The sequence below is a fragment of the Desulfobulbaceae bacterium DB1 genome (genome assembly GCA_001914235.1).
GTDB lineage: Bacteria > Desulfobacterota > Desulfobulbia > Desulfobulbales > SURF-16 > DB1.
In genome coordinates this window covers 49,697-76,133 of sequence record MQUF01000004.1, presented here as the reverse complement: position 1 = coordinate 76,133, position 26,437 = coordinate 49,697, and the positions used below count along the sequence as shown (strand labels likewise).

Sequence of the window (26,437 nt, the reverse complement as noted above, 5' to 3'; positions counted from 1 at the left end):
AGAATTTCATGCTTGTAACAACGCTTTTGGAAAATTGAGAATCTGACATCCCTATACAGCAATCAGCGTGCCTTCCTTTAAAATACATATAATTTTTCACATAACTAATCGGAATTTAAAGAATAACTTTTTTAAAAAATCCCAATTGGGTAACACTACCCCACTGTGCCGCATGGGTACATATAACCAAAAAAAACTTCACAAAAAAGACAGGCGAAATTTTCCTTCTGCGCCATTTGCCCCACATAGCGTTTTTTCACCCTTTACCGCGAATGGTTTCAAAAAAATCCAGCGACCACCGGGTAATAGGCACAAAAAAAGGGGAGGGGCAAAAAGCCCCTCCCCCATGCATTCCGCCCGGAAATTTACCGGCCGGAAGACGGCATTCGCGCACTAGGGAATCGCAACAAGCAGATCCGCATCCTCGGTTGCGGTGTAGTCGATTTTATTGTAAGCGGAATCGACGGTCTGCACCCGGATGGAATAATCACGGCCACCGCCGGTATAGATATGGCTGATCCCCGCCGCAAGCTCTGCTTGCGGATTCGTGGAGATGGTCGTTTTCCTGTCCCCCCAGTAGATAAAGGCCCGGGCAATTCCCTCCGGCAGCACGCCGGTGAGGAGAACCGTCTTGCCGTTGATCGCGACGGCAAAATCCGCATCCGCGGGAGGAGGTGCGACATTTTCCGCATGCACCGAGACAATCGCACTGTTTGTCTTGTTGGTGGTTGACTCGCGCAGGGTGAGGGTTGCGCTGTAATCCCCTTCCGCCGCATACTGATACACCATGACATCCGTGCCGTTGCCGCCGGTAATGACGCCGGCCCCGCCGAAATTCCACTCATAACCGCACTCCCGCTGTTCCACCGTACCGTCGACGTTCTCGTAGCAGGAGGACCGACTGGCATCAAAGGTGACGGTCCGGTCGATGTCCGGAGAATGAAGCCCGCTCAAATAAGGTGTGACCACCAGATCGGTGTTCATGCCCCAGCGCACCGGATCGGAATAGCCCCAGTAGGCATGACATGAATTGGTGGAGCAGGTGCCGCCGCCTTCGGCAAAGGTGTAAGTAAAGGCAAGAGGCAGATCTCCATCCGAGGAGCGCCCCGGAAAGGTCGGAGCAGGGAGCAGGTCATAGATCTTGTTGGAGTGCAATTGATGGTTGGCAATATTGGCATAATGGCAAAGTCCGCAATCCCCGTAGCCCTTGTCGGCATGAGCCGTGTGAGTGTCCTTGCGCGGATCATCGGGCCCCGTGTTCATGGGATAGGGATGACAACTGTCACAGGCAAGCGGCCCCGGGGTGTTCCACGACGGGGTGACATGTGAATTCATCCTGCCGTTTGACACCCAGCCGCCGTTGCTGTGACAGTAAACATTGGAGCAGGTCAGACTGCCGCCGCCGGTGACGGTGGTATCATCAACCCCTTCATAGCCATAGGGCGGGAGAATGGAGGATTGACCGTCATAGTTTGCGGCAACGCCGGCCGGATTGACCCCGAATCCGATCTGGATGCGGTTGTTGCCCGAAACAGGCGACTCCGGCATGCCGCCGGCATGACACATGTCACAGCTGAACTGAAAGCCGGAGGCACCGGCATGCAGGGCGTGCGCCCCTGCCGTGACGGAGCCGGTTGCGGACGGCACCAGAACGAGTCCGTCATCACCCTTGGGGATATCAAGCACCGGCGGATTGCCGTGACATGAATTGCAGCCGGCATTAAAACCGCTTTTATGGGCATGACAGCCGGTACAATCCTGACCGCTGTTGTGCAGGGCAAGCGTGCCATCGTTGCGCCAGTATTTTGTCCGGGTATGGCAGACCTGACAGACACCGTCCGGGGTGGAATCGTCTCCGCCCGGCCCGAACCCGTCGTTGACGGCAAAAGATGCGGGTCCATTGAAAAAAACCGTCTTGCCGTTGATTTCATTGCGGACCAGCTGGCCGTAAATCAGGGAAAAATCGGTTGATCCGGTGAGTGCCGCCCCGGCATGGACGCCGTTTACCGTGATGGAACCGGCATCGGCCGCCACCACCTCGGCGGAATAATCGACATATCCCGCAGGTGTTCTGGTGCTGTCAAAAAGCCCCAGGGTGACGGTAAAGATCAGCCCCCGTTCATTGCCGTTTTTGCTGCTCCATTTTGCCGGATCGCCCCAGAACGGATCAACGACGTTTAACGAATTGACAAAAAAGGTAGTGGTTTGGCCGTTCACCTGATAACTGCCGAATGTCCCGGATGCCAGGGGCAGGGTGCACTGGGCCGAGGTGTGGGGATCATGGCAGGTTTGACAGCTGAATCCGGCGTGGGAGTCGACCGCCGGGGCATCCAGCTTGGAGTAGTTGGCGCCGTCGGCATTATCATGGCAGGCCGTGCAAGCGGTGACGGTGCCCTGATGATCCGCATGACAGTCCAGGCAATCGATATTGTTTTCCAACCCATGGGGTGATTGGGCGGCCCATGCCGAACCATTGGCAAAAGCAAATCCAGCCAAACTCAACAGGACCCCTCTTCTCAAATTCTTTTTCATATGTTTCTCCCTTTCGACCTGACTCCTTCCTTATCAATAATAACCATGACACCGGTCGCACTCCTGCCCGTAATCATACCAGCGGTAGGGAAGCCCCCAGATCACCTTGGTCTCCTGGATGTGGCAGCCGATGTTGCTGCAGGTTCTGTCGGCCGGATCATAGGATGCGGCAGCCAGGTCATAATGTTTGGGAATACCGGAAGAGCCGCTGTAGGTAAAACCGTTCACCGTATCAAAGGCCACATCAACGGTGCCGTTGACATGACTGCTCTTGTCAAAAAGGGCCACGTCATCGTAAACCCGGCGAAAAGTTGCCGGGTCGATCGTCGTGGTGCTTGGCTCGCGCACCGTTTCATAATGGCAGGTGCGGCAGCTCAAGGCCTCATAGCCCATGTTCCAGACATGCAGATTTTCATAACCGTAGGGATCGACCCAGTAGTGGCTGTCCCCTGCCCCGCCGTCGTTATCCAGGGAACTGGTGGCCGGGGAATTGCCGTGACAGCCGTCACAGGTGAGTGATTGCCCGTTATCCCAGACAACGTCCCGGTAAATCCTGGTTGTGACGATATTGTCCGGTAACGGACGCGGCAGCGGGTCAACATACTTGTCCCAGCCCGTGGCTTCCGGCCAGGGCATGGGCACCGTGCCGTTCGTGGTCCAGCTGTTGGTACTGTGACAGTAGATATTGGAACAGGTACCGGTTGCCCCGTCATACGTGCCGCCGGCATTCAAGACCTTCAGGGAATCGGCCGGGGCAGCGGCATTTGCGAATTCAATATCCCCCCATACCCCGTTGCCGTGCGAGGCACTGTCCATGGGGTGGCAGTTGCCGCAGCCGATCATGTTGGCCGCGGCGGGAAGCCCACCGGCAAAATCAGCGGTGATCCGCAGATCGCCGTAAGTCAGCGTTGCGTCACTCCCGGCAAAATGAGCAAAATGAGCTCCGGTTGCCGGGGGCAGCTCATGACACGAGCCGCATTCCCCCTTGGGGCTCGTGCAATCATTCCAGACATGACAATTGGAACAGGGAGTGTCGCCGAATGCCGCGTAACTCATGGAAGGGACGGCAATGCCAAGAATCGCCGAAAAAACGATATACGGATTCTTCTTCATATTCTTTTCCCTCTTTTGTGGAACTGCTGTCTGACGAGGACAGGAAATGCAAGGCCGTTGCCCGTCTCCTGCCTGTTTTTTTCACATCAATCACGGAATCCCTCCACGAGGAGCGGAATCCTCATCATGAAGCTCGCCGCTTTGTCCGCGCATGGCCTCAATTGAATTGATTTCCCCCTGGGATATTTGCTTTCAAGAAATATGCCACGCAGTGACACAAGGAAACCGGATGCGCCCGGATGAAAAAAGATCAGCTAACTATATTGAATTAAAATGATTTTATTTTTCCCTGAGTCCATACCCGGAAAATATTTCGGATTTCACCATGCCCGCCATTGGGTCATCATGCCCACACATGGCTCAAATCGCCCAAACCATCACGAATTCACCCATTCCATGAAATAGTACCGAAGGAAAGATGAAGCAAAAAAAATCTCTGTTCCCGCCGCCATTGCCTGTGGTAAGAAAAGTGATATCAAGAAGCCTTCACCGTGAAGAGGAAACAGTGAGTCTGCGAAAACTGAAGCGATCAAAAAAGAAAGGGAACGGAAAACTTTCCGGCGGCAATGCGGCTGAATTCTTCGCCATGGCGGATGAACACAAAAATCACGGCAGGCCGACGCAGGCTGTTTCCTGTTACCGCCAGGGCCTGCGGCTTGATCCGCGCCGTGCCGATGCCGTCAACAGCCTGGGCAACACCCTTCATCTGCTGGAAAGGACAGCAGAGGCCATTGCCTGTTACCGCTCCGCCTGCGAACTGCTGCCGGACTCCCCCCAGGTCCATTACAATCTCGGCACCGCACTTTACCAGGCAGGACAGATGAATGAAGCGATGGAACAACTGAACCAGACCATCGCTCTTGATCCGCGCTACGCGGAGGCATACGCCGGCCTCGGGGTGGCCCTGCAGGCCACAGGCGACCTGGAGGGAGCGCAGGCCGCTCTTCACAGGGCGATCGACCTCAAACCCGCCTATCCGGAAGCGCATCGTTTCCTGGGACTGGTGATGAAAGACTTGGGAGACATCGCCGGCGCCGTGGAAAAATTCACCGCGGTCCTGCGGGAAAACCCAAATGACGCGTTCACCCGCTATCTTCTGTCCCGCTATAAGAAATATACCGCCGCCGATGAAGGGGAAATCAGCAGCATCCTTTCCCAGCTCTCCGATCCCACGCTCACACCCGACAACGCCGTCTTTCTCCATTTTGCCCTGGGAAAGATTTTTGACGATTGCAAACAGCACGACAAGGCGTTCCATCATTACCAGCTGGCCAACCGCTTGAAACGGTCAACCTTTGAAACAGGTAAAATTTCCACCGGCATCGAACTCGGACGGATCAGACGAGCTTTCACCCCGCAACTCTTTTCCCGTTTGCGTGCCGCCGGCAACCCGAGCCGCATTCCGGTCTTTATCGTCGGCATGCCCCGTTCCGGCACCACCCTGGTTGAGCAGATCTGCGCCAGCCATTCCGGGGTCCACGGCGCGGGCGAACTGAAACTGATCCGTTTTCTGAAAGAAAAACTTCCTTCCCTCGGTTCCGGAAAAACGCCCTACCCCGAATGTCTGGCCATGGCGGACACGCAGGCAATGCAATGTCTGGGCGAAGAATACCTGGCCGGATTGCCGGGAAATTTGCCGAAAAACATCAGTCGAATAACCGACAAGATGCCCACCAACTTCATCGATCTCGGACTGATCCACATCCTTTTTCCCGGGGCGCGCATCATTCATTGCCGGCGTGACCCGCGCGACACCTGTCTTTCCAACTATTTCCAATATTTTGAAGAAGGCAACGAATGCTCATACGACCTTGAGGATCTGGCTCTTTATTATCGCAAGTACAGGGAACTGATGGCTTTTTGGCGGGTAATACTCCCGGCCGGGAGCATCCTGGAAATGGACTACGAGGAACTGGTGGGCAATTTTGCCGCGCAAAGCAGAAAACTGATTGATTTTCTCGGATTGAACTGGGAAGAAAGCTGCCTTGATTTTTTTAAAACCAAACGAATGGTGCATACAGCAAGCGACTGGCAGGTGCGCCAGCCGATCTACACCAAGTCGCTGCACCGCTGGCAAAACTATGAACCATATCTGCAGCCCCTGCTTCAGGGGCTGGCCTCCACCAGCAGATTGACCTGACAAACGGTGACGTCTGCCGATTAACAGATGTGCGCGCGCTGATCGCCACGCTCTGCCGGCAACAGGAGAAAACATGAACTACTACGGAATCATTTCCAAATAAAAAAGGGGCCAAATGGCCCCTTTTTTATTTGGAAGGAAGGGAAAGCGGATTATTTCACATGACAGGTCAAGCAGAATTTACTTTCGCGGTCAGACTTCCAGAGGAAGGTCTCACCGGTGTTCCGGGTGTTATGCACGTCATGGCAGGTAACACATTCCATCATCTCGCCGGCATAAAGCAGGGAGCGGATGGTGGTGCCGCTTGCGTCGACCACGGTGTCGGGATCGGCGATCTCATCGTCAACGGTTACAACGTCAAGGTAGCTGAAACCGATGGGATGATGGTTGGTCAGGTTGCCGCCGCCGCCGATCATGAACTGGTCGGCGATGGTTGCGACGCCGTGTTTCTGCGAATTGGCGCGCTGCGGATCACGGCCGTACTCGTTAACCGCCACGGAACCGTCATGGCAGGAAAGGCAAAGACGGGAAACCGATCCGGGATTGCCCAGGGTGGCGCGTCCGTTAAACAGATGGCGATCGGCAAACTGAGCGGGATCGGCATCAACACCAACTCCGGCCAGACCTGACTCGGCAGGCCCGTCACCGAAATCACTTTCATACAGATTGTAGAACTGGGTGGTGACCCCATGGTTCCACAGGGGCAGATAGGCGATACCGGCGGAATCAGCTTCCTGCATGGCATGGTGAGGCGCATGGCAGTAAATACAGATACGGTCCAGGGTATCGGTCTGGCCATAGAGACCGCCGACGCCGGTGGCGGTGCTCAGGTCATGTTTGGAACCGACAATACCGGTACCGGCCGGAGCATTCATTGAACCGGTGGTTGAGTTCTGCGCCTGAACGATTCCGACTGCCATAAAACCCATTGCTGCGGCTATAACCATACTTTTCTTCATCATCTTCTTTTCCTCCTGAGTGGTGATATTCTTCATCGTTAACATTTGTTACCGTTTTTTTGCTGCGTTGTTCTCATCTAGAACAAGCTCCTCGCATTTCCCTCATTCCATGATCGTTTCTGCATGGACCCTTGATGAACTTCATCTGACCTTTCACAATTTGCACAGGCCATGCCAATCAAAACCGATCTTTTTTAATTTCATTTTTTCCCTTTCATCACAGCCTGTTACAGAATATGTGACACAACAGGATATCCCCCCCACTTCTTTGCCGCAGCAACCCAATCGGGTCTTTTCACCCACTTGCCGTTGTTCAACGCTGTGGGCAAATGCCCCACATCCTCCCTGCGAGAAAATTCGCGGCATCGCCACAGGGCAAAATCAGCAGCATCGACGCAAGAGGGCCAAATAACACAAACACAAACAAAGACGGGGGGTTGTCATACGGGAAGAAAGGCAAGGCATGCCAAGGCGAAAAAAAGGAATAAAGCCGGTGATAACGACAATGAGGGACAGACCACGTTTATCTTGCTGCCCACCAGAAAACCGGTCTGTCCCGAATTGCCGTTATATTGAAAAATATTCGAAGGGAATGGCAGTCCGCGTAAAAGGCAAAAGGTCACGCGCTGAGATTCTCAGCGGCGAAAACCCAATTGATCAGTTTGTCGAGCACGGCATTGACGTAGTCCGCCCGGCGGTTCTGATAATCCAGGTAGTAGGCATGTTCCCACACGTCGATGGTCAAAAGCGGCTTCATGCCCTGGGTCAAAGGCAAGTCCGCGTTGCCGGTCTTGATTACCTTGAGCTTGTCGCTGTCCAGCACAAGCCAGGCCCAGCCACTGCCGAACTGGGTTGTCGCCGCTGTCAACAACTCCTTTTTGCACGCATCCACACTGTCAAACGAGGCTTCTATTTTCTGTTTGAGCGCTGCGGGCGGCTCCCCGCCGCCGTTGACTTTCAGACTGCGCCAGTAGAACGTGTGGTTCCAAATCTGGGCCGCGTTATTGAAAATGGCGGTCTTTTCAGTTTGGCCGGCTGTGGCGGCGATGATTTTTTCAAGGGAAAGGTCGGCAAACTCCGTTCCCGTCACCAGTTTGTTGAGGTTGTCGACATAACCTTTGTGATGCTTGCCGTAATGAAAGCCGATGGTCTTTGCGGATATCACCGGGGCAAGCGAGTTATCCGCGTAAGGCAGGGGCGGCAAAGTAAGCGCGGTTGTCGCTCGCACGCTGCCGGGAAATCCGCCCACGGCAAATAAGAGAGCTGCACCCGCAGAAGCACTGAGAAAATCACGGCGACTCAGGGCTGGAGAAATCGTAGTCTCTTGCGTATTCATTATGGCACCTCCTTTGTGTTGAAGAAAAAACCGAACACCCCCCGCAGGTGGGCGGATTTTCCGTTCATTGCGATATGAAACGAAAAAAAATGATCTGTAGCCCAAGGCCGTCCTGCTGGAGCGGACAGGACGGCTAATCATCGGCCGGACCCGATTTGCCGACTTGCGCGGCGGTTTTGCTGTTACTGTCAGGTATCCTGATAAATTCGTATAACGGGATTGCGTGGGTGTAAATAGGGCAAATTGCCGCATCTCTGCAGAAATGGGTATTTTTTCTTGGGGGGGGGACGACAGATGGAAACAGGACAGCGGCTCGCTGCGTGCAAAACCTGCCTTCGATTTTTCAGCACTTCAAGTTTTTCCCTTACTCACTATCAATATACGTGGCCTGCTCCCGATTCCCATGTAACAATTGGTTCGCTGATTGAAAGCGTTCTTCCACCTCCAAGCGGTCCTCGTCTTCCGGCAACCCGCCGGCTCCCCGCTGGCGATCATCCTGGCGTGCCGCAACAGCGTAACCCGGTCCTCTGACCGCTGTACGGATCCCGCGACTACGACGGCAATCGTTTCCAGCAGACGGATGGTCACCACTGTCGGCGATTCATTTTCCGGAAACAAAAAGGCCGCCGGAACTTTTGCTGGGATGGAGCTAAGCCGTTGTAAAAAAAATAACATGGCAGGAGAAATGCGCGGAACAGCATAAGGAGCCGTAACGAAATTAAAAAAACAACCATGGCATTCCGTAACGGCTGCTAAAAGAAGGAGCGCACCCGAAGTTCGATCTTGTTGCTGTTTTGTTTTTCACCGTATTCGGTCATGCCCCCGCCGGCCAGCCGGGAGAATCGAAGGCGCACCTCCCAGTTGGTGAAGCCGCTGTAGGTGATTTCCGGACTGAGGGAATAACTGCGGTCGTCAAGGTTGACGATGGCGGTGAGGCCGGGGGTGAAATAAAGCAGGTCAAAAGGGTCTTTGCCGGTAATCCTGGCATAGAGATAATCACGGCCGGTCTGTGGCCTTGCATAACCGCTTTCGCTGATGGCGGCTGCCTGCCGCAGCAGGGCGTCACCCCCGCCTGCCGAAAACGCACGGGAGCCATCGTCAATCAAGCGGAAGAAACGTTCTGTTTCCGTTTCACCGTAGCCGTCATCATTGTGGTAGAACTCGACAATCGAAGTGATGTCATTTTCCGTCAGGTAGCGGAGGCCCAGAAGATAACTGGTGTCGCTTATCTCCCGCGGGGCAAGTTGCCCGGCCTCGGTCAGCACCCGGTATTGCTGGTTGGGGACATGGGCCAGCTCACCGTGGATCTCGAAGTTGGTCGCCAGGTTTGTGGAAAAATCGACGCCGTAACGGGTGGTGCGGCTGTTGCCGGTGTACCAGATGAAATCGATATCCGTATCCAGATAAAGAAAATAGAGCTTGGCCGCCAGGTTGACATTATCCCGCACCCCGAAGTCCTCATTGACGCCTCGCCAGACCGGCAGGGCCACCGTGGTCAGCGCCATTGTTTTCAGGTCGCCGTCACGACTTTTGACCAGATCGAAACCCGCGCCGACATAACCTTCCATGGCCTCTTCCGGATTGTTGGGGTCCTTGGCCCGGTCGATGAAGCCCACCGGGCTCCAGGCATAGCCCTTGCCCCACTTGAATACCTTTTTGCCGAGATTGATGCCGAGGTTGGGACCGGCCTTGATGCCGGCAAACCCCTCAAAGATGTCGGCCCGGTCGGACCATCCCAGCTCATCCTGGCCGGCGGTACCCTGGAGAACCCAGTTCAGGGTGGTGATGCCGCGGCTGAGACTGCCGTCAAGCTGCAGGGTGGCGCTGCCGGCATCAAGGGCGGAACGGGGATTGCGGTAAAAAGCAAGGTCGGCCAACGCCCCGTGCTGGTTGATATCCAGATGTTCCCATTTGATTTCGGCGTATCCACCCCAGTCGATGCTTTTTTTCTTAAACGCACCCATATCGAAACTGTACTCCTCCTGGGCCGCCGGCAAGGAGGGGTCAAAAAAAAGAAGCAACGTCGTCAGCTGAAACAAAAGGCGGCGCAGCGGAAAATTATTTCCGCCCCGGTTCATCGCAGCTCATCCACCCGGGGCAGATAGTTGAGGGAAAAGACCTCGTCCGCCAGCTCTTTTTTGTTGATCCTGGCGTAAATCATCACCGATTTATAGCCCTTGTAGAGCGGACTGTCCGTTTCAAGCACCGAGGGACGCTTCAAACCGTCACCAAAGTCCTTGATTTCCTTGTAATAAAGGGTCTTGATCAGCATGCCGCTGACGGCGTAGCATTCGATGCCGGTCGGCACCATGGCCTTTTTGTCAACCCGCATCTTCAGGCGGTCATAGGCCACCGAGCCTGATTTGGCCTTCAGCTCGAGGATGTAGGCGTCGCCCTCTTCCGTCACGGCGACGGCATCGTACTCGGCGCCGTAGTCAAGGCGCAGGATGTCCGAGTTGTTGAAAACGCCGCCCACCACCGACTGGAGACTTGTTATGCGCAGAGGCTTGCCCACATTGGGAATGTAGAGCCACATATTGTCGCCCAGGCGCAGGGTGGCGCGGCCCTTTTCGCTGGCCGGGTCGAGAAACAGGGCCACCACCTTGTCCTGTCCCTTTTTCACCGAGTAGAGGACAAACTCCTTTTTCGTACCGTCCGGCTCGATATTGATGAGCTTGCGGTACATTTCATAGGATTCGGGCTGCAGGTTGCGGTCAACCCGGGCCAGGATTTCCGCGCCGTTCAAGGCGGACGACCAGCAATTGCCGGCGGTCGCGAAAAGCAGGAGCGCGGAAACAGACCAGATACTAACGATTTTCAAAATATGATTTGACAACGTCATCAACAACTCCTTTTTGTTCGGAATATTCAATCGCGTGTTGCCGCAAAGCCCTCTGCAGGCGGTCGCCGAACTTGCCGGCAATAAATACCGTCACGCCCTTGCCGTGGAGAAAATCCGCCGCATCAGCTCCGGCGTGGCCGGAGATATCGGCAACCGGATTCTTGACCGTTTCAAGCAAGGTACCGGCCTCATCGAATAAAAGAAAATATCCGGATCTGGCCGCCACCTCGCTGACAGGGCTGCGCCTGTCCGGTTTTTGCGCGGCCACGGCCAATTTCACCTCTCCGGCCCGGGCAAATGACGACAAGCACGTTATCAAGACCAGCAAGAGTATTAGCGCAAACCCTTTTCGCAGACGCATCGGCATCCTCCTTTTTTCAGATTTTCAGACATGACGCAGGGCATCAATGGGCTCCATCCGTGCCGCCTTGGCGGCCGGCTGGAGACTGGCCAGCACCGAGATGCCGATAACAATGACAACCACCGCGACAACATCGCCGGGCCGGAGGGTCGGCGCAAGCACCAGCCCCGCCTGCCGGCCGAAATCAAAACTTATTTTGGCGGCATGCATGGCTGTGACGGCAACCAGGCTGATCGCGGTGCCGACAGCGGTGCCGAGCACGCCGAGCAGGAAACCTTCGGCGACAAAGAGCCCCATGATTTTTGCCGGTCGCGTGCCGATGGCGGCAATGGTGCCGATTTCGTTGATCCGCTCATACACCGCCATGATCATGACATTCATGATACTGACCAGCACAATGGCCACCAGCATGATTTTGATGAACAGGGTCATCAAATCGATCATTTTGGCGATGTTGTAAAAAGGGGAGATTTTTTCCCAGGTATGGACTTCGAAAACAGGGTTTCCCTCCTTGTTTTTCAGCTCGCCCAACTGCTTCTCCAGGCGATTGAACACCGCGGGCAGGTCGTCCATGTCGTGAAGCCGCGCGGCGATCTCGCTGATCTCCACCCCCTCGATGCGCAGCAGGCTTTCGGCATCGTCCAGATGAATGATGCCGTCCCGGCCCCCCGGCCCGCTGATGCCCTCCAGCACGCCGCGCACGACAAAGGGCTGGCCGTTGACCGATCCTTGCCTGTTGGTGGCGACCAGGACAATGGTGTCGCCGACATTGACCTGCATGCCCTTGGCGATCAGATCCGGAATGAGGATCTCGCCCGGCTTGACCAGCCCCTCTTTTTCACCCTGGAGAATGCGGCCCATGAGCTGCGGCATGGCCCGGCTTTCCTGCTCCGGGATAACGGCATTAAGCCTGATATTGGTGGTTTCGTTGAAGTTGCTGAACATGGCGCCCAGCTTCAGTCGCACGGTAAAGGAGTCAATGGCCGGGTCGCTGCCCAGCACATCCTCCACCTTTGCCGTCTGTTTTTCATTGAGGTTGCGATTGAGCGGCAGATTGTCGATGGAGGCGAGATAGCCCTTGCGGTGGATCTGCAGATGGCCCAGCATGGAATCGGTGATCTGGCCGACCATCATCGCCTTGAACGAGCCGGAAACCGAGACAAAAAGCAGCACGGACACCACGCCCAGGGTAATCAGCGTGGCGGTCAGGAAGGTGCGCCGTTTGTAGCGGAGCAGGTTGCGCGCCGCCAGCTTGAAAATATTAAACATGGTCGGCACCTCCCTGTGTGGCGTTTTGCTGCAACCTGCCGTCCTCGATGGTGAAAATCGTTTCCACGCTGCTCACCAGTTTTTGGTCATGGGTGGAAAAAATGAAGGTTGTGCCGAACTCATCCCGCATATTTTTCATGAGGCTGATGACCTTGCCCGCCGTTTCCCGGTCGAGATTGGCGGTGGGCTCATCTGCCAGCACCAGTTTGGCGCTGGTGACAAGGGCCCGGGCCACGGCGACGCGCTGCTTCTGGCCGCCGGAAATCTGGTTCGGGTATTTGCCGGCCTGATCCGCCATGCCCACCGCGTCAAGCATGGCCATCACCCGCTTTTTTCGCTCCGCAACCGGCCGGTTCCGCACCATGAGGAGCGGATATTCGACGTTTTCATAGACCGTCAGCACCGGGATCAGATTGAAATCCTGGAACACGAACCCGATATTGGCGCCGCGAAAATCAGCGGCCTTTTTGCGGTCAAGACGGGTCATATCCGCGCCCGCCACGAACAGCCTGCCCGAAGTGGGCGGATCAAGGCAACCGATCATATTGAGCAGGGTGGACTTGCCGCTGCCCGACGGCCCGATAAAGGAAACAAAGGAGGCCGGTTCGATGCTGAAATCGACCCCCCGCACCGCCTTGACCTCGATATCTCCGGCAACGTATGTTTTTTCCAGTTGTCGCGCTTCGACGAGTGGCATGGTATTTTCCTCCTGACTCAGGATACTCTTTCATTGATCAAACCGCCAAAACCTTTTTCTTTCAGCCCCGGTACCCCTTATCCTCGGGCAATCCTTTCTGCCGCGCCGAGGCCACCGCCAGCTCGTCGCAGCGCTCGTTTTCCGGGTTGCCGGCGTGTCCCCGCACCCAGTTGAAGGTAATATCAAGCCCCTCAATCAACTCAAGCAGTTCCGCCCACAGATCAGGGTTGACGGCCGGCTTGCCGTCCGATTTGATCCAGCCTTTTTTCCGCCAGTTTTTCGCCCACCCCTTGGCGATGCCGTTGACCACATAACTTGAATCCGAATAAAGCGTCACCTTTTTGTGCCGCTCTTTCAGTTGCCGCAGGGCGACAATGCAGCCCATCAGCTCCATGCGATTATTGGTGGTCAGCCGGAAACCGCCGCTGAACTCCCGACGCATGCCGTCCCGGATCATGACGACGCCGTAGCCGCCGGGGCCCGGGTTGTTGATACTGCCGCCGTCGGTATAAATGACGATTTCACCGTCCACTGCTTCTGTCGGTATGGGACTTTCTTTTTTGCCGCTGTTTTTTTCTTTTTTATCGCCATATTCAGGCTTTCCCTGCCAGGCTTCCGCTTCCGCCCTGGTGGCAAAGCCCTTATAGATCGCCCCGGCAAAGCCTTTTACCTGGGCCTGGGCCGCGGGCCAGTTATCGTAGATGCCCGGTTCGTAACCCGCGACCACCGCATAAAACTTCTTTGCCGCCATAAATTTCCACAACCTCTTCTGTTTATTTGACCTAAGTCAATGAATATCACTATGCTGTAATGTATCATGGAGACACGAAACCAATCAAACATCTTCACCAGCAGGAGGAAATATGAAAACATTCGCCCTGGATCAGTCCCGAATCTTTGCCGAGGGAGGCATCCAAAAATTCCTGGTGCACGATTCCCCTTTTTTTAAAATCATCAACTTCAACATCAAGGCGGGCCAGACCTTTCCGGTCCATTCCCATCATGTCGAAGGACAGCTCTCCATTCAGGTCATCGAAGGAAGCGGAGAATTTCTGGGCGAAAACAATGCGGCCCTGCCCGCCAAAGCGGGCGACATCCTCATCTGCGACATCAGCGAGCCCCACGGCGCCCGGGCCGTCACCGACATGCGCCTCCTGGTGACCATCGCTCCGCCGATTTGACCATTGCCGACTGCGACGATGGGTTGGCAAAATCCTTTTTTCACCACGGAGCACACGGAGATCACAGAGAAATAATTTCTGAACTCCCGATGTCGTGACGTAATTTCAACAAGTTATGTCACCACTTCGGATTCCGGCCTGTTACCGGTTTTAGTGCCTGAAGTACTTCAAATCCTTCACGTACCTAAAGTGTAAAGTGCCTCAAGTGCCTCAAGTTAAAGGTGTTATCTGATCAGAAAGCACCGCCACTTCAAGTACTTTAGCCATTTTAAGTACTTGAGGCACTTGAAGTACTTGAGGCACTTTTTATTATTTGATGAAAGAGCAGCAGTAGTCGGCCAGCTCCCGCACCTTGAGGCTGAACTTTGCATTGGCGGGAACCTCGAACGCCTCGCCGCCCTTGACGGTTTTCCACGTGGAGTCGCCGGGCAGCAGCACATCAAGATCACCGGCCAGAATCTCCATGATCTCCTTGTCCGCCGTATTGAACTCGTAGTCGCCGGGCAGCATGACGCCAAGGGTCTTTTTGGAGCCATCCGGGAAAATGACGGTACGGCTGGTGACCTTGCCGCCGAAATAAACATTTGCTTTTTTAACCACCGACACATTGGTAAATTCAGACATGAATTTTTCTCCGAAATAACGTTAATAAGGGGGAAACAAATCTCACATTTGTCTCTACTACCGACTCCCCGCGGAAATAGCAACATCGTTTTTCAGGCGAATTTCCCCTCCCCCTGCGGCACAACGCCCGCTGGGGCGCGCTGTTTTTGTCCGCGTCAATCCGCCTTTTCCCTCGTGAAAGGCTGGACAAAACACCATGCTTCTGGTATAGGATAACGTTGTTTTGAACGGGCCCCTCAACCGGCCCGTTTTTCATTTTATGAACCATCGGCATGACAAAAGGGTACTTTGTGAGCAGTAAACTGTTAAAAGAAATTCAACGGCGCCGCACCTTCGGCATCATCAGCCACCCGGATGCGGGCAAGACCACTCTCACCGAAAAGCTGCTGCTCTTCGGCGGCGCCATTCAGATGGCAGGGGCGGTTAAATCGCGGAAAACCGCCAACCACGCGGTCAGCGACTGGATGGCCATCGAGCAGGAACGCGGTATTTCCGTCACCTCCTCAGTGATGAAATTCAATTACCGCGATTATGAAATCAACCTGCTTGACACGCCGGGCCATCAGGATTTTTCCGAAGACACCTACCGGGTTTTGACCGCGGTGGACAGCGCGCTCATGGTGATCGACAACGCCAAGGGAGTTGAGGCCCAGACCAAAAAACTGATGGAGGTCTGCCGCATGCGCAACACGCCGGTCATCACCTTCATCAACAAGCTGGACCGCGAGGGGCTCAATCCGCTCGACATCATGGCGGAAATCGAAGACAAACTGCAGATCGAGTGCGTCCCCCTGTCCTGGCCCATCGGCATGGGCAAAAGTTTCAAGGGCGTCTACAACATGTACCGGGACGAACTGCAGCTTTTCACCCCCAGCCAGGACACGCGCCCCCAGGATACGGTGGTGGTCAAGGACATCAACGACCCGAAACTCGATGAACTGCTGGGTCGGCAGGCGGATAAGCTGCGTGAGGACATCGAACTGCTCATGGGGGCGGCCAACCCCTTTGAACTCGATGAATACCTGAAGGCAAGCCAGACCCCGGTCTTTTTCGGCAGCGCCATCAACAACTTCGGCGTCAAGGAATTGCTGGACGCCTTTGTCGAACTGGCCCCGGCCCCCGGACCCAGGGAAACCCTGACCCGCACGGTCTTTCCGGAAGAAGAGACCTTTTCCGGTTTCACCTTTAAAATCCAGGCCAACATGAATCCGGCCCATCGGGACCGCATCGCCTTTTTCCGCATCTGCTCCGGCAAATTCACCCGGGGCATGAAGGTGCACCATCATCGACTGGGCAAGGATGTGTCCCTGGCCAATGCCACCATTTTCATGGCCCAGGACCGTTCCAATGTCGAGGAAGCCTACCCGGGCGACATCATCGGCATCCATAATCACGGCACCATCAAGATCGGCGACACCTTCACCGACAAAGAGCCCCTCAAATACACCGGCATTCCCAATTTCGCCCCGGAACATTTCCGCCGGGTGCTGCTGAAAAACCCCCTCAAGATGAAACAGCTCAACAAGGGTCTGGTGCAGCTGGCCGAAGAAGGCGCGGTGCAGCTCTTCCGTCCCTTGATGGGAAGCGACTACATCCTCGGCGCGGTCGGAGTTCTGCAGTTTGATGTCACCATGGCCCGCCTGAAAGCGGAATACGCAGTCGAGGCGATCTACGAAGGCATTAATTACGCCACCGCCCGCTGGGTGAGCTGCGACAACCGCAAAAAACTTGACGAGTTCAGACAGAAAAAACAGGCGAACCTGGCACTTGACGCGGAAGGACATCTCGCCTTCCTCGCCTCCAGCGAATGGTCTCTTTCCCGCACCATGGAGCAGTTCCCCGATATCACCTTCCACAAAACCCGTGAACACACCTGATATCCTTGCCGGCCTCTTTCCCGCCCGGCAAGGATCATCATGAAACACAACCGCCCCGGAAAAATCAGCCCGTGCAGACCTCCGCCATTTTTTTCTTGCATTATTTCAGTAATTAATTAAATTATAAAAACATCTCGAAACAACAAACCAAAACTGAAGAATCGCATGAAAGAAAAACAATCCCGCAAAACCCTGCAATGGATCATGGCTCCCCTGGTTCCCCTGGTTATCATTGGAGGATACTTCCAGCCCTATCTCGGCTACGTGCCGATCGCCATGCTGCTCGTTATGTTTGTCCTGACCCTCTTCCGAGGCAGGTTTTATTGCGGCTGGATCTGCGCCATGGGCGCTTTTCACGAAAGAATTCTGACCCTGATCAGCCTGAAAAAGCCCATTCTGCCGGTTTTCAAGGCCGGATGGTTCAGGTGGCTGCTTTTTACCCTGATGATGGGCCTCCTCGCCTTCCGGCTCATTGCCGCCGAGGGAGACCCGGAAAAAATCGGCGCCGCCTTTGTCATGATGTGGACCCTGTCCACCGGGCTTGCCGTCTTTATCGGGCTTGTCTGGAAACCACGATCATGGTGCAACATCTGTCCGATGGCAACGTTTCAGGGGCTCATCGCTCCGTGCAACTATCTTTTACAGGTGGAGTCATCCTGCCGGGAATGCGGCATCTGCCGCAAAAGCTGCCCGATTGAAACAAATCCGGGCTCCTTCAAATCCCAGGGATTCGTGCGGAGCAGCGAATGCATGCGCTGCGGCAACTGCGTGGTGAACTGCCCGAAAAACGCCCTGTCGTTTCAGAAAACCCCGCAGGAGGGGTGCTCGGTGCTGGTCAATCTCGGCATAAAACCACGACAGCTTGTGCAAAAACAAGGGTAAATCCGTCTGACGGCGACGCCCAATTCACCCACCTCACCATTCATTTTTCCAGTTGATTTTTTCTCCGGAAAAATGCACGCTGACAGTATCTTTTTTATATGAAACTCTCAGTTTGGGGGACAACAAAGTCCTTTTTTTTTAATTGTGTCAGAATCAGCCTCTGGCAGATAATTTTTATATTCGTAGTTCCGTAATACGGACTGACAATTCGTTGTACAGATGGCTGTCGGTCATGTTAGTGCCGCGCTCAATGGCTTCAGTTAACAATCGACCTCTGCTGACGTAATTTATTTCTTCGCAGGTCTTATTACCCTTATGATGCCGCAATGGGCACCAGTTCATAACCCAATTCTTTTGCCTTTCTTTTCAATATGGTTATCTTGTTCTCGGCATTCTTCCTGGAAAGATAATCCTCTCCAAGCTCTTTATATTCCTCACCATTCTTGATAATTGCGTAAATGGCCTTCAGTATCCGATGGGCTATTGCCACAATGGCTTTTCGTGGACCTAATCGGGCTCGAATCCGGTAATATTTGTCTCGGTAATACGTCCCTTTTGTTTTTACCGCCGCCCAGGCTATCTCCACCATGACAGTCTTGAAAACATGCTTGCGAACAGGCGACTTCCCGCTACGCCTTTTGCCTGCACTTTCATTGTTCCCCGGGCATAATCCTGACCAGGACGCCAGTGCCCCTGAGGAGGAAAACTCTTGCAGGGTTGGTCCAAGTTCACCGAGGACATATTGAGCAGAAACTTCATTTATCCCCGGAACAACATCAAGACGGCTGATTATGTCATCATGGCTGGACATCATTGCCTGCATCCGTTCTGTGATGATGGCTATTTCCGTCTCGATGATTGTGATCATCCTCATCAAACTCATCAGCAAGAAACGATGGTGATCTTCAAAAAAGCCCTGTATGCTTCGATACAACTCTTTTACTTTCGACTTCAAACTGCCCTTGGTGCATTGTTCTATTTGCTCAAGGCCGATTGGTGATTCCGCGGCACAGAGAAGCTCTATCAGATTCCGACCCGTTACTCCAAAAAGATCTGATACAACACTGTCGATCTTGATATTGGCCGTCTCGAAAACCTTATGAACACGTCTTTTGTGGTCTCCGAGACTTTGACTGTATTTCTTCCTGCTCCGACCCAATTCCCGCCAATGGCGAACTGACTTCTCGGGAATAAAGCTGCCACGGACAAGTCCTGCCTTGAACATTTACAAAAAAGCTGCGGCAGCCCGGTGCGGCAATAAAAAAGAGGAATGGAACATGAATCTCGAAAAATATTTTTCAGAAAAAAAGGAACCGGCGTCATGGCCACCAGTGCGGCAAACGGCATGGTCGACACGGCCATTTACTCGCGCCCGCATGTCCAGGGGAATGACAGGGTCGCCTTTATCATGCGCGACCATCTGACTCACAAGAACCTGCAGGAAAATGCGCATGCAAACTATCTTTTCCTGGAAGAGGGACACGGTTACAGCGGCGTGCGTCTTTTCCTGATCAAACTTGAAGAGAGCACCGACCATGCCTTGATAGAATCCATGACAAGGCGCAGTTTGACCGCCGAGGAGGACAAGGCCCGGGGAGAAAAATTTCTGGTGTGGTTCAAGGTGAACAAGGTGCTTCAGCTGATCGGCGGCACGGAAATACCCCTTGAATGATGAAATTATTTCATGACAACGGCTCAACCGATCAAGATCGGCATCAGCGCCTGTCTGCTCGGCCACCAGGTGCGTTACAACGGCGGCCATCAACACGACAGGTTGCTCACCGACACCCTTGGACAATTCATGGAATTTGTGCCGGTCTGTCCCGAGGTGGAATGCGGTCTGGGCATTCCCCGGGAAACCATGCGTCTGGTGGGTGACCCGGCCACCCCGCGCCTGGTGACCTCGAAAACCGGCATCGATCACACCGACAGGATGCAATCCTGGGCCGTCAAGAAAATAGCGGAGCTTGAACAGCAAGGGCTGCTCGGCTTTATTTTCAAAAGCAAGTCCCCTTCCAGCGGCATGGAACGGGTGCGGGTTTACGGCGAGGGCGCCTCGGTGCATCACAATGGGGTCGGCATATTCGCCCGCGCCTTCATGGACCATTTCCCCCTGTTGCCGGTGGAGGACGACGGCCGCCTGAACGACATCGGCCTGCGGGAAAACTTTATCGAGACCATTTTTGTCTGCCGCCGCTTGCGGGAGGTGCAGGCCGAGGGCAAAACCCTTGGCGGCCTGGTGAGCTTCCACAGCGACCACAAGCTGCAGATCATGGCCCACAGCGTCAAACATTACCAGACAATGGGAAGGCTGGTGGCCGAGGGCAAAAAACATCCGGTCCATGAGCTTTTCCGAATTTACGAACAACAACTCCTGGAGGCCATGCGTCTCAAGCCGACGATCAAAAAGCACGTCAATGTCCTGCAGCACATGGCGGGTTACTTCAAAAAAGAGCTGAGCAGCGATGAAAAACAGGAACTCGGGGAAATCATTGACCGCTACCACAAAACACTGGTGCCGCTCATCGTCCCCGTGACCCTGATCAACCACTACGTGCGCAAGTATAAATCAGACTACCTGGCTCGCCAGCATTACCTGAACCCGCATCCCCTGGAACTGAAACTGCGCAACCATGCCTGAGGCCGCTTGAACCCATGAAAATTCTGATCACCGGGGCCACCGGATATATCGGCAGACGACTGAAAGCGCGGCTGCTGGCCACAACGGATTACCGGCTCCGCCTGCTGGTACGCAACAAAAACAAGGTCAGCGCCGCGGTCCGCGACCAGGTCGAGATCATTGAGGGAGACACCTTTCATGAAGCGGCCCTGGACGAGGCCCTGCGCGGCATCGATGTCGCCTACTACCTCATCCACTCCATGGGTTCGGGCAGTGATTACCAATCCCTTGACCGCACCAGCGCGGAAAACTTCCGCGATGCGGCCATCCGGGCAGGAGTCCGGCGCATCATTTATCTTGGCGGCCTGGGCGTGAAAGAGACGGCAAGCTCCCATCTGTTGAGCCGCATTGAAACCGGAGAAATTCTCGGCGCCGGACCTGAAAAAATCCAGACCATCTGGTTCCGGGCCGGGGTGATTATCGGTTCCGGCAGCGCCAGTTTTGAAATCATCCGCAATCTGGTGCAGAAGCTGCCCCTCATGATCACCCCCCAATGGGTCACCACCATGACCCAGCCCATTGCGGTGGACGATGTTCTTTCCTACCTGGCCGCGGCGGCGGAAAGGGAGGTCAGCGGCAACATCACGGTCGACATCGGCGCAAACCCCATGAGCTTCCGGGAGATGATGCTGACCGCGGCAAAGGTCATGGGGCTTTCCCGCGGCATGATCCCGGTGCCGGTTTTAAGCCCCAGGCTCTCCTCCTACTGGCTCATCCTCTTCACCCCCGTCCCCTACAAACTTGCCGCCGCCCTGGTGGAAGGGCTGAAATCGGAAACCGTGGTGTTAAACGACCATGCCGCCCGTTTTTTCCCGGAAATCCGGCCCATGCCTTACAATGAAGCGGTTCGCACGGCCCTGCGCGAGATGGAGGAAAACCAGGTCATCAGCCGCTGGTGCGACAGCAGTGCAGGCGCGGCCTGCGATATCAAGAATCAGGACGACATATCTTCCGCCATCCTGCGCGACTGCAGGGAATACCCCCTGAAAGGCGCGTCCCCGGAAAAGGTGTTTGCCGCCGCCTGTTCCCTTGGCGGCGAACACGGCTGGTTCCGCTATCATTTTCTTTGGCAGTTGCGGGGGCTGATCGACAAACTGATGGGCGGCTATGGACTGAACCGGGGCAGGAGGGAACGCGGCCGGCTGCGGGTCGGCGATTCCCTGGATTTCTGGAAGGTGGCGGACATCAAGGAGAATAAACGCCTCCTGCTGCTGGCCCAGATGAAGGTGCCCGGCAAGGCCTGGCTTGAATTCGATATCCAGCCCGACAAAATAGTGCAGACCGCTCATTTCCTGCCCAAAGGGCTTTGGGGAAGACTTTACTGGTACAGTGTCCTTCCCCTGCACTCCCTGGTTTTTCCCAATCTCGCCAAACAGATTGTCCTTCAGGCCGGCAAAGAGCGATAACGGTTCATGCCCGCCTGCAGACAGTTCAATCCGTCGCCGGCGGCGGCGATACCGATATATTGTTTTCAGCGCGAAACAGGCCTCCAGGAATTCTCATTGTTTCTCCCTCCTTCGCGAAAGCGTCTCAAAGCAGTTTTTCGCATGTTGTCTGTATTTTGCTTCTTGAAAAAAAAATATTGATTCCCTGCCGCGGCATTTTGCCGCTGCGACAATTCACCGCACCCGCAAACACGGAAAGCACAAGGAGTGCCAATGCGTTGCCACAATGTGGGTGCATTTCGTTGTTTCTTACCACTAACTATTCGAATTTAAACAAATAAATTTATTTTCGCCTGATCGACTTCAAAAAAGCAAGCCCATGAGGTCGATGCGGTTGAGCAAACAAAAAAACAGGATCTCACGCCTTACTCACCAAAACCTGGTGAGCTGGCGACCAGAAACTGGCGGGCAGGCAACCCAGGCCAGGTGAGGTATGTGTTAGCAAAAGGAAAAAATTTGGCAAAAAATATTTTCCCCCATGAATTTAGTGGGTTGCGATGACGAATTGAAATGAATGAACGGGGGAACGAAACTTGCGATTTACGATTAACAGGATATTGCGATTTCTTCAATAAGTGGTAATAGGGAAGTCGCTACTTTGTAGGAGGGGAAAAACAATCACACGGGAGGGGAAAACGACCACAAATGACTAAAAATGCTGAAAATCGTATTCATCGTATCAGGTCAGGAGATGCATTTGTAACATGATGTTTTCTCAAAAAAAAATGAGGAGTGAAAATGAAAAAAACAAGAATCGGAAATTTCGGCATCTTTCTGCTTTGCAGCATAATGATGCTTGTCTGGTCCGGTGGCGCCTTGGCGGCGAAACCGTCGCCTACCACGGGAACCCTGAAGGGAAAGGTAACGGTAAGCGGCACGAATACGACAATCCCCGGCGCGCTTATCACGGCTGCGGGTTCGGCCGGGCAGTTTACGGTCCTGACAGGGTCCAGGGGAACCTACACCCTCAGCCTGCCTGCCGGGTCTTATAATGTCACCGCAGCAGCCGCAGGGTATAACAATCAAACTTTACCGGCCACGATTACAGTCGGTGTAACGACAACGCTCAATTTCTCGCTGACGAAGATTGTCGCGTCAACCGGTATTATCCGCGGCACGGTCACGGACAGCGCGACCGGGGCGGCCATAGCCGGCGCCCAGGTAACTACGTCCATCGGCGGCTATAGCGCCGTGACGGACAGTGCGGGCAGCTATGTCATGAATTCCGTGACCGCCGGCACCTATACGGTAACCGCCGCGGCAACGGGCTATACTCCGAAATCAGCCCAGACAACGGTCCAGGTGGGTCTTACCTCAACGGTTAATTTTACCCTTGACGTCCTGGTGGTTGCCGTGGGCATTACATCACTGACCGCCGATCCGGTGTCCTTTATCGAAGCGCAAACCGTATCGATCAACCTTGCCGCAATTATCACCGGCACCCCTTCATCTTTCACCTGGACGCAGGTTGCCGGACCGAAAGTGCCGCTGACCGGCGTTTCCGCAACCAGCGCGGTGGCTGATGTCAGCCTGCTTGCAGTTGCGGCTGAGGCTGATCTGGTTTTCCGTCTGGTGCTTGACGGAGATATCTCCAGGGATGTCACCGTCGCCGTTCAGCCGGCCGACATGGTCCCGGTGCTCGGCGCCAATGCCCAGATCGGCGGCTCCACCACGGCCGTTGCCCGATTCCAGTTTGGCGGGGCGGAGTGGTGTCTGTTCAATATCGGCACGGAGCTCAATGCCACCCCGGTGGGAGCGGTCAAGGGTCCCGTCTACAAGGTGGTTCTGCCGGAATTCACTTTCGGCATTGAGGTGGTGAGCTACAATGGCTCCATGTATGCCCTGGCCGCCATCGGCAATTCAGGCATCGCCGTGGTCAATATCACCGATCCGGCGCAGATGAGCGTGGTCAGTGTCACACCGGTCAACTACTATATGGATAACGTCACCTTCACCGAAACCGGCGGCTCCATTCTGACCGGCAATATCATGGCAAGCACCTCCGCGCCCATTGCCGACGTGGTTTCCGATGGGACGGACCTGTATATTGCCGACAACAAATTCGGCATCCACAAGACCTCGCTTGCCAACCTGTTCAATCGGGTTCTGGAAGCTGACGGCACCCTGCTGATTGACAGCGAAGTCTGCACCGTCCAATATGCAGGCGAAGCGCCCTGGGGCGGCCCCATTTCACTCAAACTCGTTAACCAGAAGCTGTTTGCCGCCATGGGTGTGCTGGGTCTGGGCATCTTTGACCCGGCCGGCCTGCAGCAGATAGCCCGCTATAATCTCTACACGGATGAGGCGAGAACGGAAGATTTCTTCGGCGCCATGGCCATTACCCAGACGGCGAGCAGTGATTCTGTCTCGGGAGATCTTTTTCTTGATGATTTTACCGGCATGCCGGACTATCGACAGGTCAATTACGAGATTACCGTGGTCATGAAGGGGACGGGCACCGGCGAGCCGACACCGTGGGCCGATCTGGAGCGCAGCGGCAAATGGTATTACGAGGCGCTCGATGTGGATGTAGCCGAGCAAAACGGCAGGAGCATCGCTTATATCGCCTGTTCGCTGGGCGGGGTCCTCGCGGTTGATGTGACGGGTTATGAGAATGCCTCCGCCGCAAACTTCCTCACCGCGCCATTTTTGGGCTATTTCCCGGCTGTGGCCGCTAACGGCCCTTATGACACGGAATCGATGCCGGCAAGTCTTCTCCCGTATGAAGGGGCGGGCATGCTGAAGGAAGCCGGAGTGACCGGAGTCGAGGTCAACGGCAATCAGCTGTATCTGACGGATCATTTTGCCGGACTGGTCATCCTGGACAATGCCGCGACACCGGACAGCAGCTGGCACAGCGCGGCATATCCATACAATAATGATACGGACGGCATAGCGGATAACAATGTGCCAGACTTTGAAGACATTACCAGCTATGACATGTCCCCCTGGGATCCGCTGGATAATGAATCCCTGCCCAAATGTTTTTACGAGGCCCCGGCCCTGCTCGCCACCCGCGAGCTGAATGGCCACGGCTACACCCTGCAACTGATGGACGCCCCGGCTCTCACCACGGCAGGCAGTGTTGACGTGCTTGAGTGCTCCGGCGCGGGCGGTTTTGTCTTTGTCGACATTCCCAATATAGCCGCACCACTCATGGAGGACAGATTTTCCATCCTGGCCTATTTCCCGACGACCGGCGAGATCGGAGCCGCGGTTGACGGGACAGCGACCCAAACCATTGCCATCGGTCATGCCGCTGGAGTTGACGCCACGGAGCATTATCTCTACGTCTCGGACGGCCCCCACGGTGTCAGTGCCTGGCAGATAACGGATGCCATGGGATACCCGACGGACGATATTCATCTGGTGGGGAATACCCTGCAGGATGAATACCCGATTGACGGCATTTACCCGGCCTCCCATACCGTGCGTAATGTGGTTGATGCGGAACGGGGCAAGACCTGGGCGCTGTGTGCCGGCAACGGTATGCGGCGGGTGCCCATTGATCTGGTGGAGGCGGGTGCCGGTTTAGTCGGTGCGCCGATCCTCATGCCCCTTGCCCAGACGGACAGCTTTGAGCATAATGCCGACTGGGGCGTGGTTCCCACCTTCAACTATCAGGATCAGGCCTATGATGTGGAGTTCGAGGGCAATTACGCCTTTGTGGCGGACGGCACCAACGGGCTGACCATCTATGATGTCACCAAAGACCCGACCAACAAAAATAGCGGATTTTTTGTCGGCAACATCGGCTACAATCTGGGCAATCCGCTGCTCGGCACCTCCTCGGGCGTTGAACTGTGGACAGACGCGGCAACCGGCAAAAAATATGCGGTGCTTGCCACCGGGCCCTATGGCGTCGGCATTGTCGATGTGAGTGATCTTGGCAATATGCGTCTGGTCAAGGTGTTTCAGCCCATCAAGTATGAAGACGGCGACGTCGGGGTGGCGGACGGTCAGGCCATTGATGTGGAAGTTATCGGCGACAAGGCCTATTTCACCTATGACAGCTTCGGCGTTCTCTGCTATGCCATGGCGGATCTGATCGCTGCTGTTCCCGAAGGCGTCAGTCCCACCGAGCTGTTTCTGAAGAACATGGACGGCACGGTGGTGTACGACTACCGGCCGGTGGCCCTGGGCCGTTTCAAGCTGCAGTATGTTCCGGGCTATGAAACGGTTTCCGGCGGGGCGGTAAGAATGGACTACACCCAGCAGAACGGCGGTCTGTATCTGTATGTCGGTTTTGGTGAGGCAGGACTCGTCAAGATCAATTACACGGACTCAGCCAACCCGCTTCTGGCCGGGATCCATGACACCGCGGCCGAGGCGGTGGATGTCGTGATTGCCAACGGCCGTCTGTATGTGGCCGACGGCGGGGGAGGACTCGTATTTCTGAAGTAGCTTCGTTGATCCGCCAGAGGGGAGGAGAAGTCTCTGGTTTTCTCCCCTCAGACAGTACTCCCGAAGGTAAAAAAAACGCGCAGGTTTCTGCGCGT

General features: G+C 55.0%; 20 protein-coding genes. 8 read left to right on the top strand and 12 right to left on the bottom strand.

Translation table 11 applies throughout. From position 1 onward, the window contains the following. Positions 1-393: 393 nt before the first annotated feature. Both BM485_05365 and BM485_05360 read right to left on the bottom strand, forming a co-directional pair. The gene (locus tag BM485_05365; protein OKY76070.1) at positions 394-2,532 is read right to left on the bottom strand and encodes a hypothetical protein; all 2,139 of its coding nucleotides are present in this window, start codon (positions 2,530-2,532) and stop codon (positions 394-396) included. Positions 2,533-2,565: 33 nt separating this feature from the next. Next, positions 2,566-3,645, bottom strand: a complete 1,080-nt coding sequence (locus BM485_05360; protein OKY76069.1) for a hypothetical protein — start codon at positions 3,643-3,645, stop codon at positions 2,566-2,568. A 418-nt stretch (positions 3,646-4,063) separates the two neighbouring features. On the opposite strand from BM485_05360, the gene BM485_05355 reads away from it, so the two are divergent. Then, a complete protein-coding gene (locus BM485_05355; protein ID OKY76068.1) occupies positions 4,064-5,785 on the top strand; it encodes a hypothetical protein in 1,722 nt (573 codons plus the stop codon). 152 nt (positions 5,786-5,937) lie between these two features. Here BM485_05355 and BM485_05350 read toward each other — a convergent pair whose 3' ends face one another. From BM485_05350 to BM485_05315, 8 genes are all read right to left on the bottom strand, one after another. Then, a complete protein-coding gene (locus tag BM485_05350) occupies positions 5,938-6,780 on the bottom strand; it encodes a hypothetical protein (GenBank protein OKY76067.1) in 843 nt (280 codons plus the stop codon). A gap of 583 nt (positions 6,781-7,363) precedes the next feature. Continuing rightward, the gene (locus tag BM485_05345) at positions 7,364-7,948 is read right to left on the bottom strand and encodes a superoxide dismutase (GenBank protein ID OKY76096.1); all 585 of its coding nucleotides are present in this window, start codon (positions 7,946-7,948) and stop codon (positions 7,364-7,366) included. Positions 7,949-8,832: 884 nt separating this feature from the next. Beyond that, positions 8,833-10,158, bottom strand: coding sequence for a hypothetical protein (locus BM485_05340; GenBank protein ID OKY76066.1), 1,326 nt, complete (start codon positions 10,156-10,158; stop codon positions 8,833-8,835). Further along, entirely contained in the window at positions 10,155-10,922 is a 768-nt protein-coding gene (locus BM485_05335; protein ID OKY76065.1) for an outer membrane lipoprotein-sorting protein, read from the bottom strand. The genes BM485_05340 and BM485_05335 overlap by 4 nt, the downstream gene beginning before the upstream one ends. Beyond that, positions 10,888-11,283, bottom strand: a complete 396-nt coding sequence (locus BM485_05330) for a hypothetical protein (GenBank protein OKY76064.1) — start codon at positions 11,281-11,283, stop codon at positions 10,888-10,890. The genes BM485_05335 and BM485_05330 overlap by 35 nt, the downstream gene beginning before the upstream one ends. A gap of 24 nt (positions 11,284-11,307) precedes the next feature. Continuing rightward, positions 11,308-12,552 carry an ABC transporter substrate-binding protein gene (locus BM485_05325; GenBank protein ID OKY76063.1) on the bottom strand — a complete coding sequence of 415 codons (1,245 nt, stop codon included), beginning with the start codon at positions 12,550-12,552 and terminating at the stop codon, positions 11,308-11,310. Continuing rightward, on the bottom strand, positions 12,545-13,249 hold the full coding sequence (locus tag BM485_05320; GenBank protein OKY76062.1) for an ABC transporter: 705 nt from the start codon (positions 13,247-13,249) through the stop codon (positions 12,545-12,547). Before BM485_05320 ends, BM485_05325 begins: the two co-directional genes overlap by 8 nt. Positions 13,250-13,310: 61 nt before the next feature. Beyond that, positions 13,311-14,000 (bottom strand): ribonuclease HI, encoded by a 690-nt coding sequence (locus tag BM485_05315; GenBank protein ID OKY76061.1) that lies wholly within the window; start codon positions 13,998-14,000, stop codon positions 13,311-13,313. A gap of 112 nt (positions 14,001-14,112) precedes the next feature. Between BM485_05315 and BM485_05310 the strand changes: the two genes are divergently transcribed. Continuing rightward, the gene (locus BM485_05310) at positions 14,113-14,430 is read left to right on the top strand and encodes a cupin (protein OKY76060.1); all 318 of its coding nucleotides are present in this window, start codon (positions 14,113-14,115) and stop codon (positions 14,428-14,430) included. A 309-nt stretch (positions 14,431-14,739) separates the two neighbouring features. On the opposite strand, the gene BM485_05305 is transcribed toward BM485_05310, so the two are convergent. Then, positions 14,740-15,054 carry a hypothetical protein gene (locus BM485_05305; protein ID OKY76059.1) on the bottom strand — a complete coding sequence of 105 codons (315 nt, stop codon included), beginning with the start codon at positions 15,052-15,054 and terminating at the stop codon, positions 14,740-14,742. Positions 15,055-15,326: 272 nt separating this feature from the next. On the opposite strand from BM485_05305, the gene BM485_05300 reads away from it, so the two are divergent. Together BM485_05300 and BM485_05295 are read left to right on the top strand one after the other, a co-directional pair. Next, complete coding sequence (locus BM485_05300; protein OKY76058.1) at positions 15,327-16,931, top strand: peptide chain release factor 3; 1,605 nt, start codon at positions 15,327-15,329, stop codon at positions 16,929-16,931. Positions 16,932-17,096: 165 nt separating this feature from the next. Further along, on the top strand, positions 17,097-17,813 hold the full coding sequence (locus BM485_05295) for a (4Fe-4S)-binding protein (protein OKY76057.1): 717 nt from the start codon (positions 17,097-17,099) through the stop codon (positions 17,811-17,813). A gap of 313 nt (positions 17,814-18,126) precedes the next feature. Here the strand turns inward: BM485_05295 and BM485_05290 are convergent, their stop codons facing one another. Continuing rightward, positions 18,127-19,038: a hypothetical protein gene (locus tag BM485_05290; GenBank protein OKY76056.1), complete on the bottom strand. Its 912-nt coding sequence runs from the start codon at positions 19,036-19,038 to the stop codon at positions 18,127-18,129. A gap of 45 nt (positions 19,039-19,083) precedes the next feature. On the opposite strand from BM485_05290, the gene BM485_05285 reads away from it, so the two are divergent. From BM485_05285 to BM485_05270, 4 genes are all read left to right on the top strand, one after another. Further along, entirely contained in the window at positions 19,084-19,485 is a 402-nt protein-coding gene (locus BM485_05285; GenBank protein ID OKY76055.1) for a pyridoxamine 5'-phosphate oxidase, read from the top strand. A gap of 12 nt (positions 19,486-19,497) precedes the next feature. Beyond that, positions 19,498-20,454: a hypothetical protein gene (locus tag BM485_05280; GenBank protein OKY76054.1), complete on the top strand. Its 957-nt coding sequence runs from the start codon at positions 19,498-19,500 to the stop codon at positions 20,452-20,454. A 14-nt stretch (positions 20,455-20,468) separates the two neighbouring features. Next, positions 20,469-21,899, top strand: coding sequence for an epimerase (locus BM485_05275; protein ID OKY76053.1), 1,431 nt, complete (start codon positions 20,469-20,471; stop codon positions 21,897-21,899). A gap of 777 nt (positions 21,900-22,676) precedes the next feature. Continuing rightward, positions 22,677-26,342, top strand: a complete 3,666-nt coding sequence (locus BM485_05270; protein OKY76052.1) for a hypothetical protein — start codon at positions 22,677-22,679, stop codon at positions 26,340-26,342. Positions 26,343-26,437: the final 95 nt, after the last annotated feature.